The organism is Pseudomonas allii (assembly GCF_055380095.1).
Map to the genome: position 1 here is coordinate 4,149,557 of NZ_AP039450.1, position 17,112 is coordinate 4,166,668.

Genomic DNA, 17,112 nt, shown 5'->3' on the forward strand with positions numbered 1-17,112 from the left:
AGAAGCCTATGTCCCTGATAGTTCTACTGCTTCTGCCGTTCATTGGCAGCTGTCTGGCGGCCTTGCTGCCGCACAATGCACGTAACACCGAATCCCTGCTGGCCGGCCTGGTGGCCCTGGTCGGCACCATTCAAGTCGCCCTGCTCTACCCCCAGATCGCCCACGGTGGCGTGATCCGCGAAGAATTCATGTGGTTGCCCAGCCTCGGGCTGAACTTCGCGTTGCGCATGGATGGGTTTGCGTGGCTGTTCTCGATGCTGGTGCTGGGCATCGGCACGCTGGTGTCGCTGTATGCGCGCTATTACATGTCGCCAGACGACCCGGTGCCACGCTTCTTCGCGTTTTTCCTGGCGTTCATGGGCGCCATGCTCGGGCTGGTGATCTCAGGCAACCTGATCCAGATCGTGTTCTTCTGGGAACTGACCAGCCTGTTCTCGTTCCTGTTGATCGGCTATTGGCACCACCGCGCCGATGCGCGCCGTGGGGCGTACATGGCACTGATGGTCACCGGCGCCGGCGGCTTGTGCCTGTTGGCGGGCGTGATGCTGCTGGGGCATATCGTCGGCAGCTATGACCTGGACCTTGTGCTGGCGGCGGGCGAGCAGATTCGCGCGCATTCGCTGTACCCGGTCATGCTGGCCCTGGTGCTGATCGGCGCCTTGAGCAAAAGCGCACAGTTCCCCTTCCACTTCTGGCTGCCCCACGCGATGGCGGCCCCTACGCCGGTGTCGGCGTACCTGCATTCGGCAACGATGGTGAAGGCCGGCGTGTTCCTGCTGGCCCGCCTGTGGCCGTCGCTGTCCGGCAGCGAAGAATGGTTCTGGATCGTCGGCGGTGCCGGCGCCCTCACCCTCCTCCTCGGCGCTTACTGCGCCATGTTCCAGAATGACCTCAAGGGCCTGCTGGCCTACTCCACCATCAGCCACCTCGGGCTGATCACCTTGCTGCTGGGGCTCAACAGCCCACTGGCTGCCGTCGCAGCCGTGTTCCATATCCTCAACCACGCCACGTTCAAGGCCTCGCTGTTCATGGCCGCGGGCATCATCGACCACGAAAGTGGCACGCGGGACATCCGCAAGCTCAGCGGGCTGGTGCGCTTGATCCCGTTTACCGCGACCCTGGCGATGGTGGCCAGTGCATCCATGGCCGGCGTGCCGTTGCTCAATGGCTTCCTGTCCAAAGAGATGTTCTTCGCCGAAACCGTGTTCATCACCTCGACGGCGTGGGTGGAGTTCGCCCTGCCGTTGATCGCGACCATTGCCGGTACGTTCAGCGTGGCCTACGCCCTGCGCTTCACCGTCGATGTGTTCTTCGGCCCGACCGCGACCGACCTGCCGCACACACCCCACGAACCACCGCGCTGGATGCGCGCTCCTGTCGAGTTGCTGGTGTTCACCTGCCTGCTGGTGGGCATCTTCCCGGCCCAGGTGGTCGGTTCGATCCTCGCCGCCGCCGCGTTGCCGGTGGTTGGCGGTGTGCTGCCGGAGTACAGCCTGGCGATCTGGCACGGCTGGAACGCACCGATGATCATGAGCCTGGTGGCCATGTCCGGCGGCGTGGTGCTGTACCTGCTGCTGCGCAAGCAACTCAAGCGTGGCCGCTTCAAATACCCGCCGGTGATCAGCTACTTCAACGGCAAGCGCGGCTTCGAGCGCAGCCTGGTGGTGATGATGCGTGGCGTGCGCAGGATCGAAAAACGCATCAGCACCAAGCGCCTGCAGACCCAGTTGTTCCTGCTGGTGCTGGTGGCGGTGGTCGGCGGCATGATCCCGATGCTCAACAGTGGCCTCAGTTGGGGCGACCGACCGAAGATCCCGGGTTCCATCGTGTTCGTGACCCTGTGGCTGCTGGCGATTGCCTGCGCGCTCGGCGCTGCCTGGCAAGCCAAGTACCACCGGCTGGCGGCCCTGACCATGGTCAGCGTGTGCGGCCTGATGACCTGCGTGACCTTCGTGTGGTTCTCGGCACCGGACCTGGCGCTGACCCAGTTGGTGGTCGAAGTGGTGACCACCGTGCTGATCCTGCTCGGCCTGCGTTGGCTGCCACGGCGGATCGAAGAGGTGTCGCCACTGCCCAGCTCGCTGCGCAAGGCGCGCATCCGGCGCTTGCGTGACTTCCTGCTGTCCACCGTGGTGGGCGGCGGCATGGCGTTGCTGTCCTACGCAATGCTGACCCGCCAGACGCCCAACGATATCTCCTCGTTCTACTTGAGCCGCGCCCTGCCCGAGGGCGGCGGCAGCAATGTGGTGAACGTGATGCTGGTGGACTTCCGTGGCTTCGACACCCTCGGTGAAATCACCGTGCTCGGCGCCGTGGCGCTGACGGTGTACGCCCTGCTGCGGCGCTTCCGCCCTTCAAAAGAGAGCATGGAGTTGCCGCCGCAACAGCGCCAGTTGGCGCCGGACGTGGCCACCGACCTGGTCAACCCGCGCCAGGCCAGCGACACCGCGCTGGGCTTCATGATGGTGCCGGCGGTGCTGGTGCGCCTGCTGCTGCCGATTGCGCTGGTGGTGTCGTTCTACCTGTTCATGCGCGGCCACAACCAACCGGGTGGCGGGTTTGTCGCAGGCCTGGTGATGTCGGTGGCGTTTATCCTGCAATACATGGTCGCCGGCACGCAGTGGGTCGAAGCACAGATGAGCCTGCGGCCGATGCGCTGGATGGGCTTCGGGCTGCTGTCGGCAACCCTGACCGGGCTCGGCGCGCTGTTTGCCGGTTACCCGTTCCTCACGACTCACACCTGGCATTTCAGCCTGCCGTTGCTTGGCGACATTCACATCGCCAGCGCGCTGTTCTTCGACGTCGGCGTGTACGCCATGGTCGTCGGTTCCACGCTGCTGATGCTCACCGCCCTCGGTCACCAGTCCGTGCGGGCCCATAAACCGAGCAACCAGGCCAAAGTGGTTGCCGCAACGGAAGGAGCCGCCTGATGGAAGAAGTCATCGCAATTGCCATTGGAGTCCTGGCGGCTTCCGGCGTCTGGTTGATCCTGCGACCACGGACCTTCCAGGTGGTGATGGGCCTGTGCCTGCTGTCGTACGGGGTCAACCTGTTCATTTTCAGCATGGGCAGCCTGTTTATCGGCAAGGAGCCGATCATCAAGGACGGCGTGCCGCAGGACCTGCTCAACTACACCGATCCGCTGCCCCAGGCCCTGGTGCTCACGGCCATCGTGATCAGCTTCGCCATGACCGCGCTGTTCCTGGTGGTGCTGCTCGCCTCCCGGGGCCTGACCGGCACCGACCATGTGGACGGCCGGGAGCCCAAGGAATGAATTGGGTGAATCAACTGATCGTAGCGCCAATCCTGCTGCCGTTGATGACGGCCGCGCTGATGCTGATGCTTGGCGAGAAGCGCCGCCCGCTCAAGGCGAAAATCAACCTGTTCTCCAGCGTCATCGGCCTGGGCATCGCCATCCTGCTGCTGTACTGGACACAAAAAGGCGGCCCCGGCTCCATTGGGGTGTACCTGCCGGGCAACTGGCAAGTGCCGTTCGGCATTGTGCTGGTGGTGGACCAACTGTCGGCGCTGATGCTGGTGCTCACCGGGATCATCGGCGTGAGTGCGCTGCTGTTCGCCATGGCCCGCTGGGATCGCGCAGGCACCAGCTTCCACGCGCTGTTCCAGATCCAGATGATGGGCCTGTACGGCGCGTTCCTGACCGCCGACCTGTTCAACCTGTTCGTGTTCTTCGAAGTGCTGCTGGCGGCCTCCTATGGCTTGATGCTGCACGGCTCCGGGCGTGCGCGAGTGTCGTCGGGGCTGCATTACATCGCGATCAACTTGCTGGCATCGTCGCTGTTCCTGATTGGCGCGGCGTTGATCTACGGCGTGACCGGCACGCTGAACTTCGCTGACCTGGCGCTGAAAATCCCGCTGGTGCCGGAGGCTGATCGTGGCCTGTTGCATGCGGGTGCGGCGATCCTCGCGACGGCGTTCCTGGCCAAGGCCGGCATGTGGCCGCTGAACTTCTGGCTGGCGCCCGCCTACTCCTCGGCCAGTGCGCCGGTGGCAGCGATGTTTGCGATCATGACCAAGGTCGGCGTGTACACCGTGCTGCGCCTGTGGACCCTGCTGTTCTCCGGCCAGGCCGGGGCGTCAGCGCTGTTTGGTGGGGATTGGCTGGTGTATGGCGGCATGGCGACCATCATCTGCGCGGCGCTGGCGATGGTCGCGGCGCAGCGCCTGGAGCGCATGGCCAGCTTGAGCATTCTGGTGTCGGCGGGAATCCTGTTGTCTGCCGTCGGTTTCGCTCAGCCGAGCCTGACGGCGGGCGCGCTGTTCTATCTGGTCAGTTCTACTTTGGCCTTGAGCGCCCTGTTCCTGCTGGCCGAGTTGATCGAACGTTCGCGCTCGGCCAATGACCTGCCGCTGGACGAAGAGATCGATGCGCTGCCCAAGGCCATGGAATCCCTGCATCCGCGCCCTGGCGTCAACCTCGATGACGAGCAGCAAGCCGTAGTCGGCCAGGTGATCCCCTGGACCATGGCGTTCCTCGGCTTGAGCTTTATCGCCTGCGCCCTGCTGATTATCGGCATGCCGCCGCTCTCCGGGTTTATCGGCAAGCTCAGCCTGTTGAGTGCGCTGGTCAATCCGCTGGGCCTGGGCGTCAGTGTTGACGAACCGATCCGGCCGGCCGCCTGGGGTTTGGTGGCGCTGCTGATTCTCTCCGGCCTGGCCTCATTGATTGCCTTTGCGCGCCTGGGCATCCAGCGTTTCTGGACCCCGGAAGAACGCCCTTCGCCGCTGCTGCGTCGCTACGAGTGCCTGCCGATCTTCTTCCTGCTGGGCTTGAGCATCCTGCTGACGTTCAAGGCCGAGCCGCTGATGCGCTACACCCAGGCCACCGCCGTCAGCCTGAACAACCCGGAACACTACGTGATGGCGGTGATGGCGACGCGGCCGGTGCCGAGTCCTGAAGCCAAGGCTGCCGCGCTGGAGGTACAGCCATGAAGCGACTGTTCCCTGCCCCGTGGTTGTCCCTGGCGTTGTGGGTGTTGTGGTTGGTGCTGAACCTGTCCGTCAGCCCCGGCAACCTGCTGCTGGGCGCGCTGTTGGGCTTTCTCGCGCCGCTGCTGATGGCGCCGTTGCGGCCGTTGCCCATCCGTATCCGCCGCCCTGGCGTGATCATCCGCCTGTTTTTCCTGGTGGGCCGCGACGTGATCGTCTCCAACCTGCAAGTGGCCTGGGGCGTGCTGATGTGTGGCTCCCGCCCGCCGCGTTCGCGCTTCATCAAGATCCCCCTGGACTTGCGTGATGCCAACGGCCTGGCCGCGCTGTCGATGATCACCACGGTGGTGCCTGGCACCATCTGGTCGGAACTGGCGCTGGACCGCAGCATCCTGCTCCTGCATGTGTTTGACCTGGAGGATGAAGCGTCTTTCATCGAGCACTTCAAGTCCGCCTACGAGCGGCCCCTGATGGAGATCTTCGAATGAGCGCCCTGCTCTCCAATGCGATCCTGTTCAGCCTGTTCCTGTTCTCCCTGGCCATGGTGCTGACCCTGGTGCGCCTGTTCAAGGGCCCGTCGGCCCAGGACCGGGTACTGGCGCTGGACTACCTGTACATCCTGGCGATGTTGATGATGCTGGTGCTGGGCATTCGTTATGCCAGTGACACCTATTTTGAGGCGGCGCTGCTGATCGCGCTGTTCGGCTTCGTGGGCTCGTTTGCCCTGGCGAAATTCCTGCTGCGTGGGGAGGTGATTGAATGATGCCGTTATGGATGGAAATCGTCGTCGCGATGCTGCTGGTGCTCAGCAGTGTGTTTGCGTTGATTGGCGCGATTGGCTTGCTGCGCATGAAAGACTTCTTCCAGCGCATGCACCCGCCGGCACTGGCTTCGACGCTGGGGGCCTGGTGTGTCGCGTTGGCGTCGATTATCTATTTTTCGGTGCTCAAGTCCGGGCCGGTGTTGCACGGGTGGTTGATCCCGATCTTGTTGTCGATCACCGTGCCGGTGACCACGTTGCTATTGGCGCGCACTGCGCTGTTCCGCAAGCGCATGGCTGGGGATGATGTACCCGCCGAAGTCAGCAGCCGCCGTTGATCCCTCAGAAACACATTTGGATTGGCGCTAGGTAAACGACCTGATGTGTGCCGCCAATTCCGCCAACTCGCCATCATCCGCCCGCACATGGTCATGGGACGAGATATAGCCTTCATACGCCTCAAAGAACTTGTCCACCTTCGAACTCAGCGGCTTGAAGGTACTGTCGCCGCCGGTTCCATGCATGGGAAACAACTTCGCATGCAGATGATCCACCCCATACCCTTCCAGGATCATCCCGGTGCGCGCCACATCGGGAAACGCACGGTCGATCTGCTGTGCGGTTTTCTTTGCGGCGACGGCGAGCCCGGCCAACACCTCATGCGACTGCGCAAACGCATAGCTGCCATAGTGCTGCTTGGGGATCACCACGCTGAAACCCGGGGTGTTGGGGAAGATCGACAGGAAGGCCATGTGCTGCTCGTCTTCCCACAGGATGTGCGCCGGGGAAGTCTTTTGAACGATGCTGCAGAAAATACACGTCATTTGAGTCTCCATCAGTGGATCTTGGTGCCCTTCAAATAGCACAACCTCCATTACAAGATTGGCGAGCCAAACCTGCGAAACCGCGGCATCCAATCATCCAGAATCTGTGCCGACGCCAGCACATGATGCGCCCGCCCGATCAACAGCCGACGCGGCACAACCCCGATATACCGGGAATCATCGCTGTTGTCGCGGTTGTCCCCGAGCATGAAATAGCTGTCGGCCGGCACCACCACCGGCCCGAAACTGCGCATCGCTCGCACCGTCGGCATGAACTGCACCGTGCGCTGCCGGTTGGCCGCCAACTCGTTCAGCTTGATCCCCGGCACCGCATGGCCGGGAACGATGGGCTCGCTGATGTCCTGCGCGTCACTGTAGGTGGCAGACACGCCGTTGACCCACAACACCTCATCTTTCATTTCCAGGGTGTCACCGGGAATGCCGACGATGCGCTTGATCAGGCGCATGCCGTCCTTGGGCGACGAGAACGTCACCACATCACCGCGCTGGGGGTTATCGAGCTGGGCCAGGGAAATGTCCGTGAGCGGCAGCTTGAGGTCGTAGGCCACACGATTGACCAACACCACATCGCCCTCCAGCAAGGTCGGGCGCATGGAGCCGGAGGGGATCGGATTCCAATCGGCCAGAGAGGTACGGAAAACGCCGAAGCACAACCAGAAAATGATTGCGTAACGGTAACGGATCAACCAACTTCGCATACATCCTCGCACGGCAGAAAGGGGCATCAGGGCTGTTTCCCAGACGCCCGGTTGTTACACGCGAGCATTAAATCAACATTAGCGTCCAAGCGCCCGGTGATTGCGCTGTCTAGCCAGCGGCACATCTGGGGGGGCAAGGTCGATGTCATGGCGACATAGGAATCGGCACAACTTTACAATATCGCGCATAACCTGTGGCGAGCGGGCTTGTCCCGCGTTGGGTTGCGAAGCGACCCTTGAAGGAGGAATGCGGTGAATCAGGCACTCTTCGGCCGCGGGTTCTGGGGCTGCTTCACAGCCTAACGCGGGACAAGCCCGCTCGCCACAGGGCACTCATCACCTGCCCTGCCAGCGACCACAGTCGATCGAGTAAGCCGTTAAACCGATGTGCAAAAAAACGCCCCGAACCAGTCGGGGCGTTTTTCGTTCAGCGTTTACCGATCAAGCCTGATCCGCCAACCGCCACGTCGTCCCACCCTTCCCGTCTTCCAACACCACGCCCATGGCGGTGAGTTGGTCGCGAATACGGTCGGATTCCGCCCAGTCTTTATTGGCTCGCGCCGCCAGACGTGCCTGGATCAGCGCATCCACCTCAGCCGCATCCACGCGCCCTTCGGCGCCGGCTTGCAAGAAGTCCTCAGGCTTCATTTGCAGAACCCCAAGCACGCTGGCCAGTTCTTTCAGGCGCGCCGCCAGGCCCGCCGCTGCGTCGAGGTCGCTCTCGCGCAGGCGGTTGATTTCGCGCACCATTTCGAACAGCACGGCGCAGGCTTCCGGGGTCCCGAAGTCGTCGTTCATGACTTCGGTGAAGCGGGCCACGAAGGCTTCGCCGCCGGCCGGCGCTACGGTCGGCAAGCCTTTCAACGCGTGGTAGAACCGCTCCAGGGCGCCCTTGGCGTCCTTGAGGTTGTCTTCCGAGTAGTTGATGGCGCTGCGGTAGTGGCTCGACACCAGCAGGTAACGCACCACTTCCGGGTGATACTTTTCCAGCACGTCGCGGATGGTGAAGAAGTTGTTCAAGGACTTGGACATCTTCTCGCCATTGATGCGGATCATGCCGCAGTGCATCCAGGCGTTGGCGTAGGTCTTGCCAGTGGCGGCTTCGCTCTGGGCGATTTCGTTTTCGTGGTGCGGGAACTCGAGATCGCTGCCGCCGCCATGAATGTCGAAAGTCTCACCCAGGCAGCAAGTGGACATCACCGAGCATTCGATGTGCCAGCCCGGACGCCCGGCGCCCCATGGCGACTCCCAGCTCGGCTCGCCGGGCTTGGTGGCTTTCCACAGCACGAAGTCCAGCGGGTCCTGCTTGGCTTCGTCGACTTCGATGCGGGCGCCGATGCGCAGGTCTTCGATCTTTTTGCGCGACAGCTTGCCGTAACCCATGAACTTGGCGACGCGGTAGTACACGTCGCCATTGCCCGGGGCGTAGGCGTAACCCTTGTCGATCAGGGTCTGGATCATCGCGTGCATGCCTGGGATGTGGTCGGTGGCACGCGGTTCCATGTCCGGCTTGAGGATGTTGAGGCGGGCCTCGTCCTCGTGCATCGCAGCGATCATGCGCTCGGTCAGCGCGTCGAACGACTCGCCGTTTTCGTTGGCGCGGTTGATGATCTTGTCGTCGATGTCGGTGATATTGCGCACATAGGTCAAGTCATAGCCGCTGAAACGCAACCAGCGGGTCACCAGGTCGAAGGCAACCATGCTGCGGCCGTGGCCGATGTGGCAGTAGTCGTACACGGTCATGCCGCACACGTACATGCGCACCTTGTTGCCATCCAGCGGCTTGAAGACTTCTTTGGTCTTGCTGAGTGTGTTGTAGATCGTTAACACGACAATTCCCTTAAGACAGAATCACTGACCCCACGAATCACGCAAGGTCACGGTACGGTTGAATACCGGGCGACCTGGTTTCGAGTCCTTGATATCCGCGCAGAAGTAACCTTCGCGCTCGAACTGGAAACGGTCTTCCGGCTGTGCGTCGCCAAGCGATGGCTCAGCACGACAACCCGTAAGTACTTGCAGGGAGTCAGGGTTGATGTTGTCGAGGAAACTCGCGCTGTCTTCGGCCTTTTCAGGGTTCGGCGAGCGGAACAGGCGATCGTACAGGCGCACTTCGCACTCGATGCTGGCGGCCGCCGGCACCCAGTGGATCACGCCCTTGACCTTGCGGCCTTCGGGGTTCTTGCCCAGGGTGTCCGGGTCATAGGAGCAACGCAGTTCGACGATGTTGCCATCGGCGTCCTTGATCGCTTCGTCGGCACGGATCACGTAGCTGCCACGCAGGCGCACTTCGCCGTTCGGTTCCAGGCGCTTGTAGCCTTTTGGCGGCTCTTCCATGAAGTCATCGCGGTCGATGTAGATTTCACGGGCGAACGGCAGCTTGCGCACGCCAAGTTCTTCTTTTTGCGGGTGACGCGGCAACTCGAGGTGGTCGACCTGGTCTTCCGGGTAGTTGGTGATCACGACCTTCAACGGGCGCAGCACGCACATGGCGCGTGGGGCGTTGGCGTCGAGGTCCTGGCGGATGCTGAACTCGAGCATGCCGTAGTCGACCACGCCGTCGGAACGGTTGGTGCCGACCATCTCGCAGAAGTTGCGGATCGAGGCCGGGGTATAGCCGCGGCGGCGGAAGCCCGACAGCGTCGACATGCGTGGGTCGTCCCAGCCGTGTACGTGCTTTTCATCAACCAGTTGCTTGAGCTTGCGCTTGCTGGTGATGGTGTAGTTCAGGTTCAGGCGGCTGAATTCGTACTGACGCGGGTGCGCCGGCACCGGCAGGCTGTCGAGGAACCATTCGTACAGCGGACGGTGGCTTTCGAACTCCAGGGTGCAGATGGAGTGGGTGATGCCTTCGATGGCGTCCGACTGACCGTGGGTAAAGTCGTAGTTCGGGTAGATGCACCACTTGTCGCCCGTCTGGTGGTGATGGGCGTGGCGGATGCGGTACATGATCGGGTCGCGCAGGTTCATGTTCGGCGAGGCCATGTCGATCTTGGCGCGCAGTACGCGGGCGCCGTCCGGGAACTCACCGGCGCGCATGCGGGCGAACCAGTCGAGGTTCTCTTCGACCGAACGGTCGCGGAACGGGCTGTTCTTGCCCGGCTCGGTCAGGCTGCCACGGTATTCCTTGGCCTGCTCCGGGGTCAGGTCGTCGACGTAGGCCTTGCCGGCCTTGATCAGCTCGACGGCCCAGTCGTGCAGTTGGTCGAAGTACTGCGAGGCATAGCGCACTTCACCGGACCATTCGAAACCCAGCCACTTCACGTCGCTTTCAATGGCGTCGATGTATTCCTGGTCTTCCTTGGCCGGGTTGGTGTCGTCGAAACGCAGGTGCGTGACGCCACCGAATTCCTGGGCCAGGCCGAAGTTCACACAGATCGACTTGGCGTGACCGATGTGCAGGTAGCCGTTGGGCTCTGGCGGGAAGCGGGTGACGATCTGCGTGTGCTTGCCCGAATCCAGGTCCGCCTGGATGATCGGGCGCAGGAAATTGACCGGGACGGCAGGTCCGGCCTTGGAATTCGAGGTAGGGTCGACAGTGGGCTTGCTCATAGGATCCTTGAACAGACAAGTACGTGGCCGGGCTAGGCCGACAAAACAAAGGGCTTATCATAGCTGATGCTGTCAAGCCGCTGACAGGGTTGCGGTGCATTTAACGCACCAGTGGTAAAAAACCACCTCGAAATTCCTGCAGGGCACGCTAAACTGCGCGCCTTGGCCGCAGTTTCGCCATACCGGTCGTGGTGCCCAGGCACCCAAACCCACGAATTCCCTGAAAAGAGTAGTGAACATGACTCAAGTCAAACTGACCACCAACCACGGTGACATCGTCATCGAGCTGAACGCCGAGAAAGCGCCGATCACCGTCGCCAACTTCATCGAGTACGTGAACGCCGGCCACTACGAAAACACCGTTTTCCACCGTGTCATCGGCAACTTCATGATCCAGGGCGGCGGTTTCGAGCCTGGCATGAAAGAAAAGAAAGACAAGCGCCCAAGCATCCAGAACGAAGCGGACAACGGCCTTTCCAACGACAAGTACACCGTCGCCATGGCCCGTACCATGGAGCCGCATTCGGCCTCCGCGCAGTTCTTCATCAACGTGGCCGACAACGCCTTCCTGAACCACAGCGGCAAGAACGTGCAGGGCTGGGGCTACGCGGTATTCGGTAAAGTCACCGAAGGCCAGGACGTCGTCGACAAGATCAAAGGCGTGCAGACCACCGGTAAAGCCGGTCACCAGGATGTTCCGGTAGAAGACGTGATCGTCGAGAAAGCCGAGATCGTTGGGTGATATTGCTGATTTCAGATTTGCATCTGGAAGAGGAGCGCCCGGACATTACCCGGGCGTTTCTGGATCTGCTCCACGGCCGCGCCCGTGGCGCCCAGGCGTTGTACATTCTGGGGGACTTTTTCGAAGCCTGGATTGGCGACGATGGGATGACACCGTTCCAGCGCTCCATTTGCGCAGCCCTGCGCGAACTGAGCGACAGCGGCACCTCGATTTTTATCATGCACGGCAATCGCGATTTCCTGATCGGCAAGGCGTTCTGCAAAGCCGCAGGCGCCAGCTTGCTCAAGGACCCGAGTGTCGTGCAGCTGCATGGCGAGCCCGTGCTGTTGATGCACGGCGACAGCCTCTGTACCCGCGACGTCGGCTATATGAAGCTGCGACGCATCCTGCGTAACCCGATCGTGCTGTTTATCCTGCGCCACCTGCCCTTGGGCACGCGGCACAAGCTGGCGCGCAAGCTGCGAAGTGAAAGCCGCGCGCAGACGCGCATGAAGGCCAACGACATCGTCGATGTAACGCCCGAGGAAGTGCCACGGGTGATGCAGCAGTTCGGCGTGCGCACCCTGGTCCACGGCCACACCCACCGCCCCGCCATTCACAAGTTGCAGATTGGCGACCAGGCGGCCAAGCGCATTGTGCTGGGGGATTGGGACAAGCAGGGCTGGGCGTTGCAGGTGGATGAGCAAGGGTTTCAGTTGGCGGCGTTTGATTTTGTGAACCCGCAACTGGCGTTGCCCGGCGCCTGACAAAATGTGGGAGGGGGCTTGCCCCCGATGGCGGCGGAAGACTCAACATATTTGTTGGCTGAACCACTGCTATCGGGGGCAAGCCCCCTCCCACATTGAATTGTATTTCAACCTTTACTGATCAGTGGCCTGAGGCTTCCGGCCCGGCCTTGGCACCAAACGGCGGCTTCGCCAGCCACACCAGCAGCATCAACCCCATGAACATCCACCCCAGCAACGTGAAGTAATCCACAGTGGACATCATGTACGCCTGGCTGGTGAGGATCTGGTCCAACTGCGTATAGGCCTTCTGCCCTGCCCCGCCCAGCGCCTGCAAGGCATCGCGGGTCGCCGAGTCGTAGGTGGTCATGTTCTCGCTCATGTAGGCATGGTGCTGGTCCGCCCGGCGAATCCAGATCCAGGTGGTCAGCGACGCCGCGAAGCTGCCGCCCAGGGTGCGCAGGAACGTGGCCAGGCCCGCGCCGTCGGCAATCTGGTGCGGCGGCAGGTCGGACATCAATATGCTCAAGGTCGGCATGAAGAACAGCGCCACGCCGATCCCCATGAACAGCTGCACCAGGGCGATGTGCTGGAAGTCCACCTCATTGGTGAAGCCCGCGCGCATGAAGCAGCTCAAGCCAATCGCCAGGAAGGCCAGGCCCGCCAGCAGGCGCAGGTCGAACTTGTGCGCGTACTTGCCCACGAACGGCGACATCAGCACCGGCAAAATACCAATCGGCGCCACCGCCAGGCCCGCCCAGGTCGCGGTGTAGCCCATCTGGGTCTGCAACCACTGCGGCAGGATCAGGTTGATGCCAAAGAAACCCGCGTACCCCAGGATCAACACGATGGTGCCGATGCGGAAGTTGCGGTAGGCAAACAGCTTCAGGTTGACCACCGGGTGTTTGTCGGTGAGCTCCCAGATGATGAACACCGCCAGGGCAATCACCGAAATCGCCGCGCCGACAATAATGAAGTTGGATTCGAACCAGTCCAGGTCATTGCCCTTGTCGAGAATGATCTGCAAGGCGCCCACGCCGACGATCAAGCTCAGCAACCCAACGTAGTCCATCGGCTGATAACTGGTCTGCACCGGACGTTTCTTCAACTGCGAACGCACCACCATCACCGCAAAGATACCGATGGGCACGTTGATGAAGAAGATCCACGGCCAACTGTAGCTGTCGGTGATCCAGCCGCCGAGGATCGGCCCGGCAATCGGCGCCACCACCGTGACCATCGCCAGCAACGCCAGGGCCATGCCGCGCCTCGCCGGCGGGTAGACGGCGATCAGCAACGTCTGGGTCATCGGGTACAACGGCCCGGCCACCAGGCCTTGTATGACGCGGAAGGCGATCAGCTCGGGCATCGACGTGGAAATACCACACAGGAACGAGGCCAGCACAAACAGCATCGTCGCCCACAAGAACAGCTTCACCTCGCCAAACCGCCGGCTCAGCCAACCGGTCAGCGGCAACGCAATCGCGTTGCTCACCGCAAACGAGGTGATGACCCAGGTGCCCTGCTCCGAACTCACGCCCAGGTTGCCGGAAATGGTCGGCAACGCCACGTTGGCGATGGTGGTATCGAGCACCTGCATAAAGGTCGCCAGCGACAGGCCAATAGTGGCCATCAACAGGCTGGGTGGCGTGAAGGAGGCGTTATTGCTCATCAGCGTTGCACAGCCTTGGGCGCGGCGAGGCTGTTGTCATGGATCAACTGGGTGATCATGGCGTCGGCCTCGGCAAGTTGGCGGTCATACACGTTGGTGCTGAACGAGGCCTTCTGCGGCGCCTGTTGCGCCAGGACCGGGCCGCTCTGGTCATGCAGGTCGACCTTGACCAGGGTGCTCAAGCCCACACGCAGCGGGTGCTTGGCCAGTTCTTCGGCGTTGATGTGGATACGCACCGGCACCCGTTGCACGATCTTGATCCAGTTCCCCGTGGCGTTCTGCGCCGGCAGCAGGGCAAACGCGCTGCCGGTACCGGCGCCGAGGCTGTCGATGGTGCCGCTGAATTTCACGTCGCTGCCGTAGATGTCCGATTCGATGTCCACCGGCTGGCCGATGCGCATGTCACGCAGTTGGGTTTCCTTGAAGTTGGCGTCGATCCACAGCTGGTTCAGCGGGATCACCGCCATTAATGCGGTGCCTGGTTGTACGCGCTGGCCCAGTTGTACGGTGCGCTTGGCCACATAGCCGGTGACCGGTGCGATCAAGGTGCTGCGCGCATTGGCCAAGTAGGCCTGGCGCAGTTGCGCGGCAGCGGCCTGCACATCCGGGTGGGAGCTGATCACGGTGTCATCCACCAGCGCGTTGGTGGTTTTGAGTTGTTGCTCAAGGTTGGTCAGGGCGTTTTTCGCGGCAGTCAGGCTGTCACGGGCATGGGACAGTTCTTCCTGGGAAATCGCCCCGCCCTGGGCCAGGGTTTTACGCCGGTTAAAGTTGTCCTGGGCGGTCTGCACATCGGCTTTCTGCGCATTGACCTGGGCCTTCATGCCGTCGACGTTGCTGTACAGGCCGCGCACCTGGCGCACGGTGCGGGCCAGGTTGGCCTGGGCACTTTGCAGGCCGACGGCGGCGTCGTTCGGGTCGAAGTTGATCAGCACCTGGCCCTCGTGGACCAGGTCGCCATCGTCGGCGCCGATGCTGACCACGGTGCCGGTGACCAGCGGGGTGATTTCCACCACGTTGCCGTTCACGTAGGCGTCGTCCGTGCTTTCGCTGAAGCGGCCGTAGAGCTCATACCAGCCCCACACGCCGACCACAGCAAGGATGACGACCAGCGCCAGGCCGATCAGCATCACTTTGCGTTTGCGTGGGTTGGTGTCTTTGGGTTGTTCGGTTGCGTTGGTGTTTTCGGCAGTGGCCATGACAAATACCTCAAATTATTCCGTGCGTGTGGCGGGGGTGGTCGCTGCCACGTTGTCGGCGCTGTAGCCGCCGCCCAGGGCCTGCATCAGTTGAATCGACAGATCGATCTGCGCAGCATTCAGGGTTGCCAGCTGACGCTGGGCCTGCAGCAATTGCTGCTCGATGCTGAGCACATCCAGGTAGTTACCGATCCCGGAGCTGTAGCGCTGCACCCCGGTGTCGTAGGACTGCTGGGCAATGTCCGCGGCATGTTGCTGGGCCTGGATCTGCCGGCCGGTGTCGCGCAGTTGCGAAAGGGTGTTGCCGATATCGCCCAAGGCTTGCACCAGGGTTTTGTTGTATTGCGCCACCGCCAGGTCGTAGTCGGCGTCGCGGGCGTCGAGGTCGGCACGCAGGCGGCCGCCGTCGAAGATCGGCAGCGAGATCGTCGGCGCAATGTTGAAGAAGCGGCTGGCCGAGCCAAACATCGCATCGCCCAGCAACGACTCGGCCCCGGCGCTCGCGCTCAGGTTGAGGTTGGGGTAGAAGCGCGTCTTGCTGGCGTCGATGTTGCGGCCCGCCGATTCGACCCGCCAGCGTGCGGCGATCAGGTCCGGGCGGCGGCCCAGCAGCTCGGCCGGCAGCACCGAGGGCACGGCGACTGCGCTGGGTTTCAGCACATTGGGCCGGGCCAGTTCATTGCCACGGTCCGGGCCTTTGCCGAGCAAGACCGCCAGGGCGATTTTTGCGCTTTGCAGTTGTTTCTCTGCGTCGATCAATTGCGACTGGGAGCTGGCTTCCAGGCTTTCGGTCTGCTGGTACTGGTACTGGCTGTCGATGCCCGAGTTAAGCCGGCGCTTGCCCAGGTCGAGCATCTGCCGGGTGCGCTTGAGGTCGTCGCTGGCCAGGTCGCGCACGATATGGGCCTGGCCCAGGTCGCTGTAGGCCTTGGCCACGTTGGCGGCCAGGGTCAGGCGTGCGGCCTGCTGGTCGACCTGGGCGGCACGCGCTTCGCCCAACGCGGCTTCCCAGGCAGCGCGCTGGCCGCCCCAGAGATCGAAGGTGTAGTTGAAGCTGGCGCCGATATTGCGCACGGTCGAGTAGGCATCGCCCTGCCCGCGTGGGTCCTGGTCTTTCGCCAGGCGTGAGCGGGTGACACCGGCGCTGGCATCCAGGGTCGGCATGCGCGCTGCGTCGGCGGCGTAGGCGGCGGCTTCGGCCTGGTGGGCACGGGCGCTGGCCACTTGCATGTCGGGGCTGTTATGCAGAGCTTCCTGGATCAGGCCGTCGAGTTGCGGGTCACCGAGGCTTTTCCACCAATCGGCGGTCGGCCAGGCAGCGCTCGACAGGGTCACGCCGCTCAAGGTTTTACCGGTTTGCAATGTGCCGGCGTCGAGGCGTTTGCCTTGGGTGTCGAGGCCGCTGTAGTTGGCGCAACCGGCCATGCTCATGGCCACCAGCACCAGGCTAAGTGCGCGTCTGTTCATTCTTTACCTACCCGCTGGATGACGATGGCGTCACCGGCAGCTACCAGAATTTTCTTGAGAATCCGCTCCAGCGTCTGCAGCTCGCCGGGCTCCAGGGCGCCGGCCAACTCGTTCATCGACTGGGCGCCGATGTGCGGCAGCATGTCCGCCAGGCGCTGGCCGTCTTCGGTGAGCACCAGGCGCACCTGGCGCCGGTCCTGCTCGGAACGCTGGCGTGCCAGCAATCCCTTTTGTTCCAGACGGTCGAGCATGCGGGTCATGGAACCGCTGTCCAGGGACAGGTTGCGGCACAGTTCCGCCGGGGTATCCACGTCGAACTGGGCGATGATGATCAACACCTTGAACTGCGCAGCGGTCACGCCGTGCGGCTCCATATGGGTGTCGATAATGCGGTCCTTGAGCAGCGCCGCCCGGCCCAGGAGCAGGCCGAGGTGGCAGTTGCGAAAGCTGTCAGGGGTGAAGTGGGGCATTGGAAGTCACCTTATTACTGCCTAGGCAGTGA

At 62.4% G+C, this 17,112-nt stretch carries 16 protein-coding genes; 8 read left to right on the top strand and 8 right to left on the bottom strand.

Annotation, left to right across the window (positions count from 1 at the left end; translation table 11 throughout):
* Positions 1-8 precede the first annotated feature (8 nt).
* From ACZ445_RS18860 to ACZ445_RS18885, 6 genes are read left to right on the top strand one after another with little or no spacing between them, the layout of a single operon-like run.
* Positions 9-2,930 carry a monovalent cation/H+ antiporter subunit A gene (locus tag ACZ445_RS18860; protein ID WP_058423847.1) on the top strand — a complete coding sequence of 974 codons (2,922 nt, stop codon included), beginning with the start codon at positions 9-11 and terminating at the stop codon, positions 2,928-2,930.
* Complete coding sequence (locus ACZ445_RS18865; RefSeq protein ID WP_003192163.1) at positions 2,930-3,274, top strand: Na+/H+ antiporter subunit C; 345 nt, start codon at positions 2,930-2,932, stop codon at positions 3,272-3,274. The genes ACZ445_RS18860 and ACZ445_RS18865 overlap by 1 nt, the downstream gene beginning before the upstream one ends.
* A complete protein-coding gene (locus ACZ445_RS18870) occupies positions 3,271-4,953 on the top strand; it encodes a monovalent cation/H+ antiporter subunit D (RefSeq protein WP_464707435.1) in 1,683 nt (560 codons plus the stop codon). The genes ACZ445_RS18865 and ACZ445_RS18870 overlap by 4 nt, the downstream gene beginning before the upstream one ends.
* Positions 4,950-5,438: a Na+/H+ antiporter subunit E gene (locus ACZ445_RS18875; RefSeq protein ID WP_464703964.1), complete on the top strand. Its 489-nt coding sequence runs from the start codon at positions 4,950-4,952 to the stop codon at positions 5,436-5,438. Before ACZ445_RS18870 ends, ACZ445_RS18875 begins: the two co-directional genes overlap by 4 nt.
* Positions 5,435-5,713, top strand: coding sequence for a K+/H+ antiporter subunit F (locus tag ACZ445_RS18880; protein ID WP_003211751.1), 279 nt, complete (start codon positions 5,435-5,437; stop codon positions 5,711-5,713). Before ACZ445_RS18875 ends, ACZ445_RS18880 begins: the two co-directional genes overlap by 4 nt.
* Positions 5,710-6,048 carry a Na+/H+ antiporter subunit G gene (locus tag ACZ445_RS18885; protein WP_058423850.1) on the top strand — a complete coding sequence of 113 codons (339 nt, stop codon included), beginning with the start codon at positions 5,710-5,712 and terminating at the stop codon, positions 6,046-6,048. The genes ACZ445_RS18880 and ACZ445_RS18885 overlap by 4 nt, the downstream gene beginning before the upstream one ends.
* Before the next feature lie 27 nt (positions 6,049-6,075).
* Here ACZ445_RS18885 and ACZ445_RS18890 read toward each other — a convergent pair whose 3' ends face one another.
* From ACZ445_RS18890 to ACZ445_RS18905, 4 genes are all read right to left on the bottom strand, one after another.
* On the bottom strand, positions 6,076-6,534 hold the full coding sequence (locus ACZ445_RS18890) for an HIT family protein (protein WP_464707436.1): 459 nt from the start codon (positions 6,532-6,534) through the stop codon (positions 6,076-6,078).
* A gap of 50 nt (positions 6,535-6,584) precedes the next feature.
* Entirely contained in the window at positions 6,585-7,253 is a 669-nt protein-coding gene (gene lepB / locus ACZ445_RS18895) for a signal peptidase I (RefSeq protein WP_464707437.1), read from the bottom strand.
* A gap of 441 nt (positions 7,254-7,694) precedes the next feature.
* A complete protein-coding gene (cysS, locus tag ACZ445_RS18900; protein WP_058423853.1) occupies positions 7,695-9,083 on the bottom strand; it encodes a cysteine--tRNA ligase in 1,389 nt (462 codons plus the stop codon).
* A gap of 21 nt (positions 9,084-9,104) precedes the next feature.
* Positions 9,105-10,805 (bottom strand): glutamine--tRNA ligase/YqeY domain fusion protein, encoded by a 1,701-nt coding sequence (locus ACZ445_RS18905; protein WP_058423854.1) that lies wholly within the window; start codon positions 10,803-10,805, stop codon positions 9,105-9,107.
* Between the two features lie 238 nt (positions 10,806-11,043).
* Between ACZ445_RS18905 and ACZ445_RS18910 the strand changes: the two genes are divergently transcribed.
* Positions 11,044-11,547 (top strand): peptidylprolyl isomerase, encoded by a 504-nt coding sequence (locus ACZ445_RS18910; protein WP_010209496.1) that lies wholly within the window; start codon positions 11,044-11,046, stop codon positions 11,545-11,547.
* A complete protein-coding gene (gene lpxH, locus ACZ445_RS18915) occupies positions 11,544-12,293 on the top strand; it encodes a UDP-2,3-diacylglucosamine diphosphatase (protein ID WP_058423855.1) in 750 nt (249 codons plus the stop codon). Before ACZ445_RS18910 ends, lpxH begins: the two co-directional genes overlap by 4 nt.
* Before the next feature lie 121 nt (positions 12,294-12,414).
* On the opposite strand, the gene ACZ445_RS18920 is transcribed toward lpxH, so the two are convergent.
* Genes ACZ445_RS18920 through ACZ445_RS18935 form a run of 4 tightly spaced genes read right to left on the bottom strand, consistent with a single transcriptional unit; the run spans position 12,415 to position 17,080 of the window.
* On the bottom strand, positions 12,415-13,944 hold the full coding sequence (locus ACZ445_RS18920) for a DHA2 family efflux MFS transporter permease subunit (protein WP_058423856.1): 1,530 nt from the start codon (positions 13,942-13,944) through the stop codon (positions 12,415-12,417).
* Entirely contained in the window at positions 13,944-15,143 is a 1,200-nt protein-coding gene (locus ACZ445_RS18925) for an HlyD/EmrA/EmrK family protein (protein ID WP_058423857.1), read from the bottom strand. Before ACZ445_RS18925 ends, ACZ445_RS18920 begins: the two co-directional genes overlap by 1 nt.
* Positions 15,144-15,158: 15 nt before the next feature.
* Positions 15,159-16,610, bottom strand: coding sequence for an efflux transporter outer membrane subunit (locus ACZ445_RS18930; RefSeq protein ID WP_179040650.1), 1,452 nt, complete (start codon positions 16,608-16,610; stop codon positions 15,159-15,161).
* Positions 16,607-17,080: a MarR family winged helix-turn-helix transcriptional regulator gene (locus tag ACZ445_RS18935; RefSeq protein WP_058423859.1), complete on the bottom strand. Its 474-nt coding sequence runs from the start codon at positions 17,078-17,080 to the stop codon at positions 16,607-16,609. The genes ACZ445_RS18930 and ACZ445_RS18935 overlap by 4 nt, the downstream gene beginning before the upstream one ends.
* Positions 17,081-17,112: the final 32 nt, after the last annotated feature.